Annotated in this window: 15 protein-coding genes and 1 pseudogene; 6 read left to right on the forward strand and 10 right to left on the reverse strand. The window is 70.8% G+C overall.

Features of this window, described 5'->3' with window-relative positions; genetic code table 11:
• Positions 1 to 91: 91 nt before the first annotated feature.
• The 5 genes from ABZ027_RS39520 to ABZ027_RS39540 all read right to left on the reverse strand — a co-directional run bounded on the left by ABZ027_RS39520 (position 92) and on the right by ABZ027_RS39540 (position 6,893).
• Positions 92 to 1,810 carry a GAF domain-containing protein gene (locus ABZ027_RS39520; RefSeq protein WP_356777257.1) on the reverse strand — a complete coding sequence of 573 codons (1,719 nt, stop codon included), beginning with the start codon at positions 1,808 to 1,810 and terminating at the stop codon, positions 92 to 94.
• Between the two features lie 115 nt (positions 1,811 to 1,925).
• Positions 1,926 to 2,402, reverse strand: a complete 477-nt coding sequence (locus ABZ027_RS39525; RefSeq protein ID WP_356777259.1) for a pyridoxamine 5'-phosphate oxidase family protein — start codon at positions 2,400 to 2,402, stop codon at positions 1,926 to 1,928.
• A 141-nt stretch (positions 2,403 to 2,543) separates the two neighbouring features.
• A complete protein-coding gene (locus ABZ027_RS39530) occupies positions 2,544 to 3,614 on the reverse strand; it encodes a zinc-dependent alcohol dehydrogenase family protein (protein ID WP_356777261.1) in 1,071 nt (356 codons plus the stop codon).
• 190 nt (positions 3,615 to 3,804) lie between these two features.
• Positions 3,805 to 4,302, reverse strand: a complete 498-nt coding sequence (locus ABZ027_RS39535) for a flavodoxin domain-containing protein (protein ID WP_356777263.1) — start codon at positions 4,300 to 4,302, stop codon at positions 3,805 to 3,807.
• A 209-nt stretch (positions 4,303 to 4,511) separates the two neighbouring features.
• On the reverse strand, positions 4,512 to 6,893 hold the full coding sequence (locus ABZ027_RS39540) for a phosphoketolase family protein (protein WP_356777265.1): 2,382 nt from the start codon (positions 6,891 to 6,893) through the stop codon (positions 4,512 to 4,514).
• 44 nt (positions 6,894 to 6,937) lie between these two features.
• Here ABZ027_RS39540 and ppk2 point away from each other — a divergent pair, with 44 nt between their 5' ends.
• Positions 6,938 to 7,741, forward strand: coding sequence for a polyphosphate kinase 2 (gene ppk2, locus ABZ027_RS39545; protein WP_356777267.1), 804 nt, complete (start codon positions 6,938 to 6,940; stop codon positions 7,739 to 7,741).
• A gap of 32 nt (positions 7,742 to 7,773) precedes the next feature.
• On the opposite strand, the gene ABZ027_RS39550 is transcribed toward ppk2, so the two are convergent.
• Together ABZ027_RS39550 and ABZ027_RS39555 are read right to left on the reverse strand one after the other, a co-directional pair.
• The gene (locus ABZ027_RS39550) at positions 7,774 to 8,649 is read right to left on the reverse strand and encodes a universal stress protein (protein ID WP_356777269.1); all 876 of its coding nucleotides are present in this window, start codon (positions 8,647 to 8,649) and stop codon (positions 7,774 to 7,776) included.
• Positions 8,650 to 8,654: 5 nt separating this feature from the next.
• Positions 8,655 to 8,786 (reverse strand): annotated as a pseudogene (locus ABZ027_RS39555) (zinc-dependent alcohol dehydrogenase); the annotation flags it as partial.
• A gap of 281 nt (positions 8,787 to 9,067) precedes the next feature.
• On the opposite strand from ABZ027_RS39555, the gene ABZ027_RS39560 reads away from it, so the two are divergent.
• The 3 genes from ABZ027_RS39560 to ABZ027_RS39570 all read left to right on the forward strand — a co-directional run bounded on the left by ABZ027_RS39560 (position 9,068) and on the right by ABZ027_RS39570 (position 11,175).
• A complete protein-coding gene (locus ABZ027_RS39560; protein ID WP_356777271.1) occupies positions 9,068 to 9,532 on the forward strand; it encodes a cyclic nucleotide-binding domain-containing protein in 465 nt (154 codons plus the stop codon).
• A gap of 33 nt (positions 9,533 to 9,565) precedes the next feature.
• Entirely contained in the window at positions 9,566 to 10,291 is a 726-nt protein-coding gene (locus ABZ027_RS39565) for a CBS domain-containing protein (protein ID WP_356777273.1), read from the forward strand.
• 182 nt (positions 10,292 to 10,473) lie between these two features.
• Complete coding sequence (locus ABZ027_RS39570) at positions 10,474 to 11,175, forward strand: response regulator transcription factor (protein ID WP_356777275.1); 702 nt, start codon at positions 10,474 to 10,476, stop codon at positions 11,173 to 11,175.
• Between the two features lie 51 nt (positions 11,176 to 11,226).
• Here ABZ027_RS39570 and ABZ027_RS39575 read toward each other — a convergent pair whose 3' ends face one another.
• Both ABZ027_RS39575 and ABZ027_RS39580 read right to left on the reverse strand, forming a co-directional pair.
• Positions 11,227 to 11,607: an amphi-Trp domain-containing protein gene (locus tag ABZ027_RS39575; protein ID WP_356777277.1), complete on the reverse strand. Its 381-nt coding sequence runs from the start codon at positions 11,605 to 11,607 to the stop codon at positions 11,227 to 11,229.
• Positions 11,608 to 11,794: 187 nt separating this feature from the next.
• Entirely contained in the window at positions 11,795 to 12,796 is a 1,002-nt protein-coding gene (locus ABZ027_RS39580; RefSeq protein ID WP_356777279.1) for an aldo/keto reductase family protein, read from the reverse strand.
• 152 nt (positions 12,797 to 12,948) lie between these two features.
• Here ABZ027_RS39580 and ABZ027_RS39585 point away from each other — a divergent pair, with 152 nt between their 5' ends.
• Positions 12,949 to 13,497 carry a GNAT family N-acetyltransferase gene (locus ABZ027_RS39585; protein ID WP_356777281.1) on the forward strand — a complete coding sequence of 183 codons (549 nt, stop codon included), beginning with the start codon at positions 12,949 to 12,951 and terminating at the stop codon, positions 13,495 to 13,497.
• 143 nt (positions 13,498 to 13,640) lie between these two features.
• Complete coding sequence (locus ABZ027_RS39590) at positions 13,641 to 14,474, forward strand: class II glutamine amidotransferase (protein WP_356777283.1); 834 nt, start codon at positions 13,641 to 13,643, stop codon at positions 14,472 to 14,474.
• Between the two features lie 37 nt (positions 14,475 to 14,511).
• Here the strand turns inward: ABZ027_RS39590 and ABZ027_RS39595 are convergent, their stop codons facing one another.
• Entirely contained in the window at positions 14,512 to 15,675 is a 1,164-nt protein-coding gene (locus ABZ027_RS39595) for a substrate-binding domain-containing protein (RefSeq protein ID WP_356777285.1), read from the reverse strand.
• Between the last annotated feature and the right edge of the window lie 63 nt (positions 15,676 to 15,738).

Consider the following 15,738-nt stretch of genomic DNA (forward strand, 5'->3'; position numbering starts at 1 on the left):
GCCCGCGTACTGGTCGTACTCGGGTGTTCGCCCGGTGCGGCGAGAGTGCGTGCCGGGCGTCGCGGGGCAGGCGGGACTTTGCGGACACCCCCTAGGGCTTCCGCGTCGGCACTCGCCACACCAGCGTGGTGCCGCCGCCCTCGGGTTCGCCGAGTTCCAGTCGGCCACCCAGTTGCTCGGCGCGCTCGGCCAGGTTGTTCAACCCGCTGCGGCGGCCGTCGGCCGGGATGCCCACGCCGTTGTCGGTGACCGTCAGCCGTACCTCCCGTCCGTCCGTGGCCAGGACCACCTCGGCCCGGTCGGCACGGGCGTGCCGGGCGACGTTGGTCAGTGCCTCGAACAGGACCGCCACCATGTGGTCGGCGACCTCCTTCGGCACGTCGGTGTCCAGCAGGCCCTCCATCCGCACGCTGGGGGCGAAGCCCAGGACCGGTGTCGCCTCCCCGACGACCCGTACCGTGCGGGCCCGCAGCCCGGCCTCCCCGGCGCCCTCGCGGGCCCGCAGGCCGAAGATGGTCGACCTGATGATCTTGATGGTCTCGTCCAGGTCGTCGACCGCCCGGGCCACGCGTTCGGCGGCCTCCGGGTGCTCGATGAAGCGACCCGCGCTCTGCAGGGTCATACCGGTGGCGAACAGCCTCTGGATCGCCAGGTCGTGCAGGTCGCGGGCGATCCTGTCGCGGTCCTTGAGCACGGCGACCTGCTCGGCGTCCTGGCGGCGTTCCGCCAGCTCCATCGCGACGGCGGCCTGCGCGGCGAAGGCCTGCAAGGTCTCGGTCTCGGTCACCGAGAACGCCTCCCGGCCCGCTTCCCGCGCCAGCAGGACCACGCCTCGGGCGCCCCCCTCGCCCGTGCCGATGGGCACCGCCACGGCGGGGCCGAGCCCCCCGAAGCGCGGCGGCTCCAGGGAGATCCGTTGGTCGTGGCCGACGTCCTCGCTGGTGACCGATGCGGCGCCGGCGAAGGCGAGCCCCATGAGGCTCCTGTCCAGGGGCAGTACGAGCCCCCGGTGCGCCTCCGCGTCCATGCCGACGGCGATCTCCACGGCGAGCGACCCGGTGTCCGCCATGGGCAGCGCGACCGCAGCCAGCGCCGACCCGGTGATCTCGATGGCCCGTTCGGCGATCACGCCGAGGACCTCGGTGCGCGCTCGGCCGGACATCAGGCTGTGGGTGATCTCCGCGTTGGCCCTCAGCCAGCGCTCACGCAACCGGGACTCCTCGTACAGGCGGGCGTTGTCGATCGCGACGCCGGCCGCGACGGCCAGGGTCGCCAGCACCGACTCGTCCTCCTCGTCGAATTGCAGCCCGCCCCGCTTCTCGGTCAGGTACAGGTTGCCGAAGATCTGGTCGCGCACGCGGATGGGGACGCCGAGGAAGGTGTTCATCGGCGGGTGGTGGGGCGGAAAACCGTACGAGGAGGGGTGTTCGGAGATTTTCGCCAGCCGCAGGGGCTCGGGGTGGCTGATCAGTTCTCCGAGGATGCCGTGCCCCTCCGGGAAGGGGCCGATCCGGTCGATCTGCTCCTGGCTGACTCCGATGGTGTGGAAGGCGGACAGCCGCTGGCCGTCCGGTCCGATCACGCCCAGGGCCGCGTACTCGGCGTCCACCAGGGTGGCCGCGGCCTCCACGATGCTGTACAGCGCCTGCTCCAGGTTCAGATCCCGGCCGACCGAGAGCACCGCCTCCAGCAGGCTGTGCACCCGGTCCCGGGTGCCGCGGGCCGTGTCCAGCCGCGCCTGCAGCTCCTCCAGCAGTTCGTCCAGCCGCAGCTGAGGCAGCCGTACGCGGGCATCCTCCAGGTTTCCCACCTGCGCTCCTCCAGGTCCCCTGACGCGCGGACTGCACCGGTCCGGTCAATTGCCACGGTAATGGCCCGCGGCTGGGGGTGGTAGCGGAGCGGGCCGAGTGCCCGTGCGTCGTCGATCACGGTCCCTTCGCGGTCACCTCGACGGACGGGGGTTCAGGAGGGAGGTGCACGCCGTCCGGGGCGCGTCCGCCGAAGAGTTCACGCCCGGTGACCAACTCCGGATCGATACGCACGAAGACGTCCTGCGGCGCCGGCGCCCAGGAACGCGGGCCGGTCCTCAGCAGCTGTGCGTGCTCGGCCGGGTCGGTCACCAGGGTGGCCGGCCCGGTGACCACGACGCTCCAGCCGGAGTGGGCGGCGGCGTCGACCTCGTCGGCCTCGAAGGCGACCACGGCGCCCTCGATCGCGCTCACCAGTTGCGAGGAGGCCGAGGTGCGCACCAGGATCGCGCCGTCGCGGTCCAGGCAGAAGTGGACCGGCAGCACGGCGGGCAGCGCCTGCCGCGTGTACACGATGCGCCCCACGGGCACCTGGACCAGCAGGCGCGCGCACTCCTGCCGGTCGAGTTCGCGGAATCCGTCGTCGCCGTACATCTGCCTTCTCGTCTCTGACCTGACACATCTGACAGCTCGGCACAGCGGTCGCTCGCCGGTTCGTCCTCACCCGGTGCGGAGAACTCAGCCGGGGAGCGTCGGCGGCCCGCTTCCCCGAGGAGGGCCCGTCACGTCCTCTCGTCAGGCCGCCCGGAGGGCGACTTCCTCGTGCGACGGTTCGCCGAGCACCACCTTGAGGGCGCCGGTGTCGGCGCCCCGGGCGAAGACCTCGTACGCCTCCTCCGCGTGGTCCAGCGGGAAGGTGTGGGTGACCAGCTGCGCGGTGGGCAGCCGTCCTGCGGCCGCCATGCGCAGCAAGGTGGGCGTCGAGTGGGTGTCCACCAGACCGGTGGTGATGGTCACGTTCTTGATCCACAGGTCTTCCAGGTGCAGCGTGGCGGGCTTGCCGTGGACGCCGATGTTGGCCACGTGGCCGCCGGGCCGCACCACGCGGGTGCACAGCTCGAAGCTCTCCGGCACGCCGACCGCCTCGATGACCACGTCCGCGCCCAGACCGTCGGTGAGATCGGCGATCAGCTGCTCGGGGTCCTCGCGGGCGTCGGCCACCGCGTCGGCACCGAGCCGCTTGGCGGCTTCCAGCCGGGACGGGGCCAGGTCGACGGCGACGATCCTCTCGGGTGCGAACAGACCCGCCGTCGCGATCGCCGCGAGGCCGATGGGACCGGCTCCGACGATGGCGACGGTGTCGCCGGGGCGCACCCGCCCGTTGAGGACGCCCACCTCGTAGGAGGTCGGGAAGATGTCGGCCAGCATGACGGCGTCCTTGCTGTCGACCGCGCCGGGCAGTGCGTGCACGGACATGTCGGCGTAGGGGACGCGGACGTACTCGGCCTGAGTGCCGTCGATCAGGTGGCCGAGGATCCAGCCCCCACCGCCTCGGCACTGGCCGTAGCTGCCCTCACGGCAGAAGCGGCAACGGCCGCAGGCGGTGATGCAGGAGACCAGCACCCGATCGCCCGGACGGACGGTCCGGACGTCGTCGCCGACCTCCACGATCTCACCGACGGCCTCGTGGCCCAGGACGGTGCCTGGCCGTACCTCGGGCACATCGCCCTTGAGGATGTGCAGGTCCGTCCCGCAGATGGTGACGGCGTCGACCCGCACGATGGCGTCGGTCGGCTCCTGGACGGCAGGGTCCGGGACCTCCTCCCAGGCGGACTGCCCGGGACCGTGGAAGACGAAGCCTTTCATGACGCTCCTCACCATCCTCTGTTCGAGTAACGGGATCGCCCATGGGTCCAGCCTGTCCGGTCGTCGTCCGCGCTGCTTGGGCCGTCCGGCCCTTGTGCGGACCGCTCGGCCCCGGCGCCCCTTTCGAACCGGGCGTCGGGGCCGGTCGGCAGATGCACAGGACCCCCGCTCCCCTCTTTTCTGGTCCCGCCTACGCCCGTGCCAGGGCGTCCGCGACGCTCTGCGCCCATGCCTGGATGGCGCCGAAGTCCCGGAAGTCGCCGCCCTTTCCGGAGCGGAGGATCATCTTGGCCACGCGTCCCTTCGCGCCTTCCTCCAGGCACCCGCCGAACGTGACGTGGTCCCGGGCGTCCAGGCGGTTCATCGCCCGCCGCACGCCACGCACGGGCGGGATGTCCCGCTCGGAGGCCGAGGGGTCGAGCGGGCCACTGCTGAAGAACCACACGGGGCGCTTCGCGAGTTCGCCGCTGTGCCGGCGGACGAACCGCCGCGCGTCCTTGTGCCAGCGTCCCGCGTAGAGGCCGCCGCCGACCACGACGGCGTCGTACGGCGCCACGCTCGTCACGGACCCGGCCGGCAGCACCTCGACGGTCAGTCCGTCCTTGCGCAGGACATCGGCGACGGCCTCGGCGATGCCCGCCGTGGATCCGTTCGTCGTTCCGTAGGTGACCAACACGGTGTCGGTCATGGTGGTCCGCCTCCTCTCACCGTCGGCACGGCCGACCGTCGGCCGCGCCGGCTCTCGGCACTTCGATCGTCCCGCGGTCCGGGACGGGGTCCCAGGGGCTGTACGGGGACGGGCGCGGGGCCGATCGGCCCTGCGCGCCGCCGACGGTCCCTGCTTCTGCCTCCCGGTAGGACGGCGGTGACCGGCCCTTTCGGACGTACGCGGGGAGGTCAGGCGTTCCAGGTCCAGTCCACGACCTCGGGCAGGTCCATGCCGTGCTCGCGGATCCACGCCTGGTGGCGGGTGCGGGCGTCGGCCATCTGCTGGCGCACGGCGGCGGCGCGCACGGCCACCTCGGGGACCCGGTCGATGACGTCCATGACCAGGCGGTAGCGGTCGAGGTCGTTGCGGACCACCATGTCGAACGGCGTGGTCGTGGTGCCGGATTCCTTGTAGCCGCGTACGTGCAGGTTCGGGTGGCCGGTGCGGCGGTAGGCGAGGCGGTGGATGAGCCACGGGTAGCCGTGGTAGGCGAAGATCACCGGCTTGTCGGTGGTGAACAGGCCGTCGTACTCGAAGTCGCTCATCCCGTGCGGGTGTTCCTCACGCGGCAGCAGCCGGGTCATGTCGACCACGTTGACCACGCGGACGGCGAGCTCCGGCAGATGGCGGCGCAACAACTGCGCGGCGGCGAGCACTTCCTGGGTGGGTACGTCTCCGGCGCAGGCGAGGACGACGTCCGGCTCGCCGCCGTTCTCCGTGCCGGCCCACTCCCAGATGCCGGCGCCGCGTGCGCAGTGGGCGCGGGCCTGGTCCATGGACAGCCAGTCGAAGCAGGGCTGCTTGCCCGCCACGATCACGTTGACGTGGTCCCGGCTGCGCAGTGCGTGGTCCGCCACCGACAGCAGGGTGTTGGCGTCCGGCGGCAGATACACCCGTACCACCTCGGGGCTCTTGTTGAGGACGTGGTCGACGAAGCCGGGGTCCTGGTGGGAGAACCCGTTGTGGTCCTGGCGCCACACATGGGAGGTCAGCAGGTAGTTGAGGGAGGCGATGGGTGCGCGCCAGGTCAGCTCCCGTGCGGTCTTGAGCCACTTGATGTGCTGGTTGACCATGGAGTCGACGATGTGCACGAACGCCTCGTAGCAGGAGAACAGTCCGTGACGGCCCGTCAGCAGATATCCCTCCAGCCAGCCCTGGCAGGTGTGTTCGGAGAGGATCTCCATCACCCGTCCGTGATGCTCGAGGTGTTCGTCGCCCACCAGGTGCTGAGCCTGCCAGGCCTTTCCGCTGACGTCGAAGACGGCCTGGAGCCGGTTGGAGGCGGTCTCGTCAGGGCCGACGAGGCGGAAGTCCCGGCGTCCGCCGGTGTCCCGCATGACCCGGGCGAGGAGGTCACCGAGGACCCTGGTGGGCTCGTGCAGGGTGGTTCCGGGCTTGTCGACGGGTACCGCGAAGTCGTCGAGTGACCCGATCGGAAGGTCCCGCACCAGCAGTCCGCCGTTGGCATGCGGGGTGGCACCGAGCCGCCTGGCGCCGTCGGGGACGCAGGCGAGGACGTCGGCGACGGGGCGGCCGTCCGTGCCGAAGAGCTCCTGGGGCCGGTACGAGCGCAGCCAGGTCTCCAGCTGCCGCAGATGCCCTGGGTTCTCGCGTACCGCCGCGAGCGGGACCTGGTGGGCGCGCCAGGTCCCCTCGACGGGCACGCCGTCGACTTCGGCGGGGCCCGTCCAGCCCTTCGGGGTGCGCATCACGATCACGGGCCAGTGCACGCGCTCGGCGACGCCGTCCTCGCGGGCGGTCTGTTGCATCGCCGCGATGCGGTCCAGCGCGTCGTCGAGGGCCCGGGCCATGGCGCGGTGCACCTGGGCCGGGTCGTCGCCGCTGACATGGATCGGCTCGTGGCCGTAGCCCCGCAGCAGGGCGTCGAGTTCGGCCTCCGGGAGCCGGGAGAGCACCGTCGGGTTGGCGATCTTGTAGCCGTTGAGGTGCAGGATCGGCAGCACCGCGCCGTCGTGCACGGGGTCGAGGAACTTGTCGGAGTGCCAGGACGCGGCCAGCGGCCCGGTCTCCGCCTCACCGTCGCCGATCACACAGGCGACCAGCAGGTCCGGGTTGTCGAAGGCGGCCCCGTAGGCGTGCGCCAGCGAATAGCCGAGTTCACCGCCCTCGTGGATGGAGCCCGGTGTCTGAGGGGCGACATGGCTCGGCACACCGCCGGGGAAGGAGAACTGCCGGAACAGCAGGGCCATGCCGTCCCCGTCCCTGGGCACGTCCGGGTAGATCTCGCTGTAGGTGCCCTCCAGCCACGAGTTGGCGAGCACGGCCGGCCCGCCGTGCCCCGGCCCCCAGACACACAGGGCGTCCAGTCCGCGCGCCCTGATCACACGGTTGAGGTGGGTGTACACGAGGTTGAGGCCGGGTGAGGTGCCCCAGTGACCCAGGAGCCGGGGCTTGATGTGCTCGGCCTTGAGTGGCTCGGTGAGCAGCGGGTTGGACATCAGGTAGATCTGTCCGGCGGCCAGGTAGTTCGCGGCTCGCCAGTGGGCGTCCAGAGTGCGCAGCTCCTCCTCGGAAAGTACCGTGGCGTCCTGGTGTTCGACCGTGGGCATGAGTGACTCCGGATTCATCGGCGGTCTCGGGGCTTGGAGGCGGCATGGCCGACAAGAAGGCGGCGAAGCTGCCGCGCAAGGCGTACGAGCGGGAACTGCTCCGCCTGCAGACGGAGCTGGTGAAGCTGCAGGAGTGGGTGCGGGCGGAGGGCGCCCGGCTGGTCGTCGTCTTCGAGGGAAGGGACGCCGCGGGCAAGGGCGGCACCATCAAACGGGTCGCCGAGCACCTCAACCCGCGCGTGGCACGGATCGCGGCGCTGCCGAAGCCGACCGAGCGCGAGCGCACCCAGTGGTACTTCCAGCGCTACATCGAGCACCTGCCGGCGGCCGGGGAGATCGTGCTGTTCGACCGGTCCTGGTACAACCGGGCCGGGGTCGAACGCGTGATGGGCTTCTGCACCACGGAGGAGTACCAGCTCTTCCTGCGCCAGTGCCCGATCTTCGAACGCATGCTGGTCGAGGACGGGATCCTGCTGCGCAAGTACTGGTTCTCGGTGAGCGACACCGAGCAGCAGGAGCGCTTCCGACGCCGCCTGGAGGACCCGCTGCGGCGCTGGAAGCTGTCCCCGATGGACCTGGAGTCGATCACCCGCTGGGAGGCCTATTCGCGGGCCAAGGACGTGATGCTGGTGCACACCGACATCAGCGAGACGCCGTGGTTCGTGGTCGAGAGCGACGACAAGCGCCGGGCCCGGCTGAACATGATCGCCCATCTGCTGGGCTCCCTGCCGTATCGCGATGCTCCCCCGCCGGTGCTCGAACTGCCGGAGCGGCCGGAGTCGACCGGCTATGTGCGGCCGTCCCGCGACCTGCAGACCTACGTCCCCGATCACGCGGCGAACCTCTGAACGACCGGTCACCCGGCTCACGGCCACCCGGCTCACGGCCGCTCGGGCACGACCGCGACCGCGCAGGCGGCGTGGTGCAGGACCGCGTGGGCCACGCGTCCCAGCTGGAGCCCGAGGTGCCCCGAGTCGCGCCGGGCCCCGACCACCAGCAGGTCGGCCTGGTGCGAGGCGCCCAGCAGCACCCCGCGGGCCGGGCCCTCCACCGTCCGCCGGTGCAGCTCCACATCCGCGGGCACGTCCTTCAGTGCCTGGTCCAGGATCTCAGCAGCGTGCTGTTCGTGCAGCCTGGCGGGTCCCCCGGCGAGCAGGGGGTGGTCGGTGGTCTCGTGCGCGGGGCACCGCCAGGCCCGTACCGCCTCCAGGGTCGCGTCGCGGATCCGCGCCTCCTGGACGGCGAAGCGCAGTGCGGCGGAGTCCGCGCCCCGCTCGCCGACGCCGACGACGACCCGGCCGCCGGGCCCGGAGGGCACCTGGTTGTCATGGCTGCCGCGGAGCACGATCACCGGGCAGTCCGCGTGGGCTGCGACGGTCAGGCTGACCGAACCCAGCAGCAGCTCGGCGAACCCGCTGCGGCCGCGGCTTCCCAGCACCAGCGCGGCGGCGCTGCGTCCCTCCCGGACCAGGGCGTGCCCGGGTTCCTCGGGCAGCACGTCGGTGGCTGCCTCGAGGCCGGGATGGCGCAGGCGGGCCCGCTGTACGGCGGTCCTCACGACGTCCTCGGCCATGACCTGCTCGGACGGCTCGCCGGGGTCTCCCGCGGGAGTGGCACCCTCGTACCGCTCGAAGAGCGAGGCGTGGACGAGGCGCAGCGTCGCCCCGCGCAGGACGGCCTCGTCGGCCGCCCAGTCGACGGCCCGCAGGCTCGGCTGGGAGCCGTCCACGCCTACGACGAGGGGCAGCCCGGTCATCGTCGTCACCACCCAGCGTCCAGGTCGAACACGATGTTGGCCTTGGCCTCGCCGCGCAGGACCTCGTCGATGGGGTCGTTGACGGAGACGAGTGGACGGGCCTCATGAATGACCTTGGTGCGTCCGGCCGCTCGTACGACCGCTGCCTTCATCGGTGTGTTCTCCTCGGTGACGAGTCGGTCGTGGGGGACCACGGCGAGGGCGGTGATTCCAGCGTCGTCTTCGAGGGGCTCCTCGCGCAGGGGCCACTGGTCCCGGATGGGACCCGACCGGCCCGCGGTTCGGGAGCCGGTAGGCCGAGGCCACCGCTCATTCGGTACCCAACGGTCCGATGCGTGGTCCAGGTGGCCCCTGGCCCGCCGGAAGGACCCGGCACACGCTGGCCTTGGAAGTTCGCACCCCTCCGCGGAGGCAGGCCATGAACGTCTCTCCCACCCCCACCATGCTGCGCTCCTTGTCAGCGGAACACCGTCAGCAGCTCATGCGCGTCGCCCGCGAAGTGTCCATACCCCAGGGGACGCGCCTGTTCGAGGAGGGCGCGCGCGCCGACCGTTTCTGGATCATCCGCACCGGCAGCATCGAGCTCGACATGCGGGTGCCGGGACGTCGGGCGGCCGTCATCGAGTGCCTCGGGCACAACGAGCTGGTCGGCTGGTCCTGGCTCTTCGCGCCGCACGTCTGGCACCTGGGCGCCGAGGCGACCACACCGATCCGGGCCTACGAGTTCGACGCCGAGGCCGTCCGGTCGATGTGCCGGGACAACCCGGCCCTGGGCAGCGACGTCAGCCAGTGGGTGGGCCAGATACTCGCCCATCGTCTCCGCTCGGCCAGGACACGCCTGCTGGACCTGTACGCCCCGTACGGCGCCGGCAGCTCCATCTGATCCACACCCTCGTACCGCGACCAAGGAGTGGTCATGCACGCCACCCCGTACATCGTCAGCGATGTGATGACCCACACCGTCGCCGCCGTCGGCCGCAGAGCACCCTTCAAGGAGATCGTGCAGCTGATGCAGGACTGGAAGGTCAGCGCCCTGCCCGTCGTCGAGGGTGAGGGCCGTGTCGTCGGCGTCGTCTCCGAAGCGGACCTGCTTCCCAAGGAGGAGTTCCGCGACAGCGATCCCCGTCTCCGCTCGAGCGGAGGTACCCCCACCAGCCAACTGCGCCGCCTGTCCGACCTGGCGAAGGCCGGCGCGGTGACCGCGGAGGACCTCATGACCTCCCCGGTCCTGACCACCCACCCGGACGCCACCCTCGCCCAGGCCGCCCGGACCATGGCCCGGGCGAAGGTCAAGCGGCTCCCCGTGGTCGACGCCGTGGGCCTGCTCGAAGGTGTCGTCAGCCGTGCCGACCTGCTCAAGGTCTTCCTCCGCGCCGACGACGAGATCGCCGAGGAGGTACGGCGTGAGGTCGTCTCCCGCCTGTTCCCCGCGCAGAAGTCAAGCATCCACGTGGACGTGCGGGACGGCGTCGTCAAGCTCGTCGGCCAGGTCCGGGACACCTCGCTGGTGCCGGTGGCGGCACGGCTGGTCCGGGCCGTCGAGGGTGTCGTGGACGTGGACTTCGACCTCACACGCCACGTCGACCCGGCGCCGCCCAAGGGTGCGCCTCCCGGTGGCACCAGGAGCAGCGGTTCCGCGTGAACCTGCCGGCATCTGTGGCGGATGCGTGCCCTCCTGTGATCATCGGTCTCGTGAGAGCCGCCACCTCATTCGCGCGAGGGGGGCCGGTCGGCCCTGGTGCGTTCGGCCCGGGCGGGTGATGATCGGCGTCAGGGACGGTGGCACGCGCAGCCTGTCCTCCACCGGGTAACGAGGGGCCTGTCATGTCGGAGCCGCGCACTTTCACCGAGCAGAACCCGATCCGTGTGTTTCTGCTGGACGACCACGAGGTCGTCCGCCGGGGCCTGGCCGACCTGCTCGGCGCCGAGCCGGACATCTCGGTGGTCGGCGATGCCGACACCGTGGAGCACGCGCTCGCGCGAGGCCCGGCGCTGCGCCCCGACGTCGCCGTCCTGGACGTGCGGCTGCCGGACGGTGACGGCATCTCGGTCTGCCGGGAGCTGCGCGACCAGATGCCCCAGCTCGCCTGTCTGATGCTGACCTCGTTCGACGACGAGGAGGCGCTGCTCGACGCGATCATGGCCGGCGCCTCCGGCTACGTCCTCAAGCAGATCAAGGGGTCCGACCTGGTCTCGGCCGTTCGCACGGTGGCCTCGGGCCAGTCGATGCTGGACCCCGCGACCACGGCCCGCCTGATGAGCTCACTGCGCGCCGACCCGACGGACAGCCCGGCCGTACCGTCCGAGCTGGCGAGCCTGTCCGCACGCGAGAGGGACATCCTGGTGCTGATCGGCGACGGCCTGACCAACCGCGAGATCGGCAGGAAGCTCTACCTGTCGGAGAAGACCGTCAAGAACCACATCTCCCGTCTGCTGGCCAAGCTGGGCGTGCAACGCCGGGTCCAGGCCGCGGTTCTGGCCTCCCAGCTCGAACAGCCCGACACGGGAGAAAACCGAACCCAGTGACGAAGGACGGGACCGTCGGGGACGGATGGCTTCCACGAGGTCCGACACGCATCAGGACGTTTTCGCGGCAGTCCGCTTCGTGCCTTTGCTCCTGCCCGTGCGTGTGCCCGTACCGCTCCGGCCGGACTTGGCGGGCACGCTCTTCCGCCTCGTGGCCTTGTCCGTGCCGGTGCCCGCTCCCGTATGCGAGGCCGCCCTTTCGGCCGGTGCGGTCGGCCAGGTGAACTCGATCTCCAGCTCGATCTGTCCGTCACCGACTTCGACCTCGATCTCGCCGCGCAGCTCGTCGGGGACCCGCAGGCTCAGCGTCCCGGGTCCGAGTTCCAGGTCGGTGTCCCCACCTTCCCTCAGCAGGGTTGCGAGTGCCGTGAGCTGGTCAGCCGCCTCGAAGCGTGACAGTGAGCGCTTCTGCTCGAACTTGAGGTCCTTCATGCGGGTCTCCGATCCGGAACATTCAGCACATGACACCAATTCTGCGGCCATGCGGGGGATCGGACATCCTCATGGGCGGGCGATGAGCCGGAAACGAGCGAGGACCTGGCCAGGCGTCGAAACCGAGGCCACGATCCGCGGCGGCTCCTTCAGATCGCCGGTGCGGGTCATGGCCTCGGCCATCTGCTCAGGGACGCTGCGGGGGCACGCTCTGGTGCACGAGATGCGGATCCGTCACCGCCACCGGCAGCACGATCTCGTCGATGCGCGCCATCAGATCCACGTCCAGCGTCACACCGGCCGCCTTGGCGTTCTCGGTCACCTGCTCCGGCCGGGAGGCGCCGACGATCGCGGCGGACACGTTGCTGTTCTGCAGCACCCAGGCGACCGCCAACTGAGCCAGGGTCAGGCCGGTTTCGTCGGCCAGCGGCTTCAGGCGCTGCACCGCCTCCAGCACCTCGTCACGCATGAAGCGGCTGATCATCGCCGAGCCCTTGTCGTCGGTCGCCCGCGACCCGGTCGGCGGCTGCTGCCCGGGAAGGTACTTGCCGGTCAGCACACCCTGGGCGATCGGGGACCACACGATCTGCCCGATGCCCAGCTCCTCGCTGGTGGGCACGACCTCACCCTCGATGACCCGCCACAGCATCGAGTACTGGGGCTGACTCGACACCAGCGGGATCCGCAGTTCCCGCGCCAGCGCGTGCGCCCGCCGTATCTGGTCGGCCGTCCACTCGGAGACGCCGATGTACAGGGCCTTACCGGAGTGGACCACGTCGGCGAACGCCTCCATGGTCTCCTCCAGCGGCGTGAACCGGTCGAACCGGTGCGCCTGGTAGAGGTCCACGTACGAGGTCTCGAGCCTGCGCAGGGAGTTGTCGATCGACTCCATGATGTGCTTGCGCGACAGCCCGCGGTCGTTCTTGCCGGGGCCGGTGGGCCAGTACACCTTGGTGAAGATCTCGATCCCTTCGCGCCGCTCCCCCTTCAGCGCCCGCCCGAGCACCGACTCGGCGCGTGTCTCCGCGTACACGTCGGCGGTGTCGAACGTCGTGATGCCCACGTCGAGAGCGGCTCGCACGCACGCGACGGCGGCCTCCTCCTCGACCTGCGAGCCGTGGGTCAACCAGTTGCCGTACGCGATCTCACTGATGATCATGCCGCTGTTGCCGAGGTGGCGGTATTCCATCGTTGAACCCCTCATTGCGTGGATGTGCTCATGATCCTGCCCCAGCCCGGCGTCGATACGACCGGCCGGGGTCGAACAACCACGGCGGAAAGGCCGGCTCGGGCGCCGCACCCGCCGCGTGACGGTGTCTCCTGGTACGTAATACTCTCCTCATGAAGTCGAGCATTACGCGCGGGAGTGGGACAGTCACGGTCCGGAGGGCCGTCGTGCGCGACGCCAAGCGGCTCACTCGGCTCGTGCGTGGCTCACGCGCCTACGAGGGGCCGTACGCGCCCATGGTCGCGGACTACAGGGTGGGCCCCGACTACATCGAGACCCACCGCGTCTTCGCGGCCGTCACCGACCACGAGCAGGAAAGCCGCGTCCTCGGGTTCTACTCGCTCGTCCTCGCGCCGGCGGAGCTCGACCTGCTGTTCGTCGCCGACCAAGCACAGGGGCGTGGCATCGGACGGCTGCTCGTCGCGCACATGCAGTCCGAGGCCCGCGCGGCCGGGCTCGACCGTGTCCGGGTGGTGTCGCATCCTCCCGCCGAGGGCTTCTACCGCGGCGTGGGCGCGGAGCGCACCGGGACCGTGTCCGCGAACCCGCCCGCCGTGCTCTGGGACCGTCCCGAACTCGAGTTCCTCATCCCGCCCGGCACGGACCCGGCGCTCTCGCGGGACTCGACGTGTGGCGATCAACGGCCAGGCGTACGACCCTGAAAAAGCCGCTCCCCGGGCGGGTTGCCTGAGTGACGGGACCGGAGTCCGTGCCCGGTCAGGGCCTGTCCATCGCCTCGGGGGGCTCACCCGCCCCCAGTCGGCGCCGTGCAGCGCGGATCGGAGCGCCAGGAAGGTGGTAGCTGATGTGCCGGTGGCTCGCCTACTCGGGAACGCCCATCCTGCTCGACGCCATCCTCTACAGACCGGCTCACTCCCTGATCGACCAGAGCCTGCACTCCCGGCTGGGCGTCGAGACCACCAACGGTGACGGGTTCGGCGTCGGCTGGTACACGGCGGAGGTCGACTCCCCCGCGGTCGTCCGCGACACCGGCCCGGCCTGGAGCAATCGCAATCTGCGGGAGATCGCCGACCACGTCCGGTCCCCGCTGTTCTTCGCCCACATCCGAGCCTCGACCGGTACCGCGGTGCAGCAGACCAACAGTCACCCGTTTCGGTACGGCCGCTGGATGTGGATGCACAACGGTGCGATCGCCGACTTCCACCGGGTCCGGCGGGACCTCGCGCTGTCCGTCGACCCGAGGCTCTTCGCCGACATCGAGGGATCGACGGACTCCGAGTTGATGTTCCGGCTGGCGCTCACCTTCGGCCTGGAGGACGACCCTCCGGGCGCCGTGGCGCGGATGGTCGGCCTGGTGGAACGAACCGGGCACGAGCACGGGGTGGAGTTCCCGTTGCAGATGACCGTCGCCGTGACGGACGGACAGGGGCTGTGGGCCTTCCGCTACTCCAGCCAGGGAGAGTCGCGCTCGCTGTACTCCAGCACCGAGGTGCGCACGTTGCGGGCGCTCCACCCCGACCTGGAGTTCCTGCGGGAGGTCTCGGAGGAGACCCGCCTCGTCGTGTCGGAGCCTCTGGGTGATCTGCCCGGCGCCTGGAACGAGGTCCCCGAGAGCTCATGCACCCTCGTGCGACCCGGAGCGGACGAACTGCTTCCGTTCACGCCGCAACTCGTCTGACCGACCGCCTCGGGGCGGGGGGCGTTCTGGGTGGCCGTCACTTGCCCCAGATCTTCCGGTACGCCTCCTGATACCCCGACGGGTCCCACCTCGTGGCGCCGTCGCTGTTGCCGGCCGTGGCGATGTGGACAGGGGCCACGTATCCGCTGGCCGGCCGGCCGGAGAAGGCGCGGTTGAACTCGTCGACGATCTGCCAGCCCTGCAGGGACAGCGGCTCGGGCACGGTGGCCGCCTGGTACTGCCTGCCGTTGATGCGCTGGAAGGCGGAGGGGTCACCGTCACCGGCCCCGATGTTGAAGGGCGGGCCGGAGCCGTTCTCGCCCGCGGCGCGGAAGGCGGGCGCGGCGTCGGCGAAGTACAGGTCGTTGATGGCGACCGAGTGGGTCCACCTGCTCTGGAACCGGGAGAGGAGGGAGGAGATCTCCCGCGGGGTACGGCTGCTCGCATCCGGGATCGGGATGTTCTCGTACGCGAGCAGCTTCACGCCCGAACACGTGGCGAGCCCCTTCCTGATCAGCTCGGACTTGCCTCTGGCGAAGGGGATCGAGGCGTCGGTGATGAGCACCACCCCGGCGCGGCCGTTGGAGTCCGAGATGATCCACTGTGCGCTGATCCGGGCCACCTCCTCGACGCGGGTGGTGACGTTGGTGAAGAGCTCGGGTCGCCGACTGGGACCGGGAGCGGCGACCGCGTGCCAGCCGATGAGCGGAATGCCCTGCGCGTTGGCCTGCGCGACCTGCCGCGACGTGGAGCCGGGGTCGAACCCGCCGATGACGATGCCCGAGGGCTTGAGGGACACGGCCTCGCTCATGGCCGCCTGGATGCCGGCCGGGGTGCCTCCGCCGTCGATCACCCGCACGTTCCATCCGATGACCCGCGCGGCTTGCCTCACCCCGTCGGCGGCGCCCGCGACTCCGGGATTGGTCATGGTCTGGGCGACGTAGACGATGGTCCTGTCGGACACCGCCGCGGGACCGCTGGTCGGCCCGCCCCAGGGAACGTCGGTCTTCTCCGCCCGGGTGACCGCGGCCTGGGCCTCGCTGTGGGCGGCGGGGCAGCCGCTGGGACCCGTGGGTGACTCCCCCGCGCCGCCCGACGTGCCGCGTTCGCAGCCGACGAGGACCGTCGCCGTCACCAGCAGACCGCACAGGGCGAGGCGGGCCTTGAGGACTGCGGGGTGGGGCTTGTGGTTGCCGTGCACCAGAACTCCTCGCGGAGGAACGAGCGGGCGGATGCGGCCGGGGCACGGAGGCGATGCCCGGGG

Source organism: Streptomyces sp. NPDC006332, from assembly GCF_040612855.1.
Taxonomy (GTDB): Bacteria; Actinomycetota; Actinomycetes; order Streptomycetales; family Streptomycetaceae; genus Streptomyces.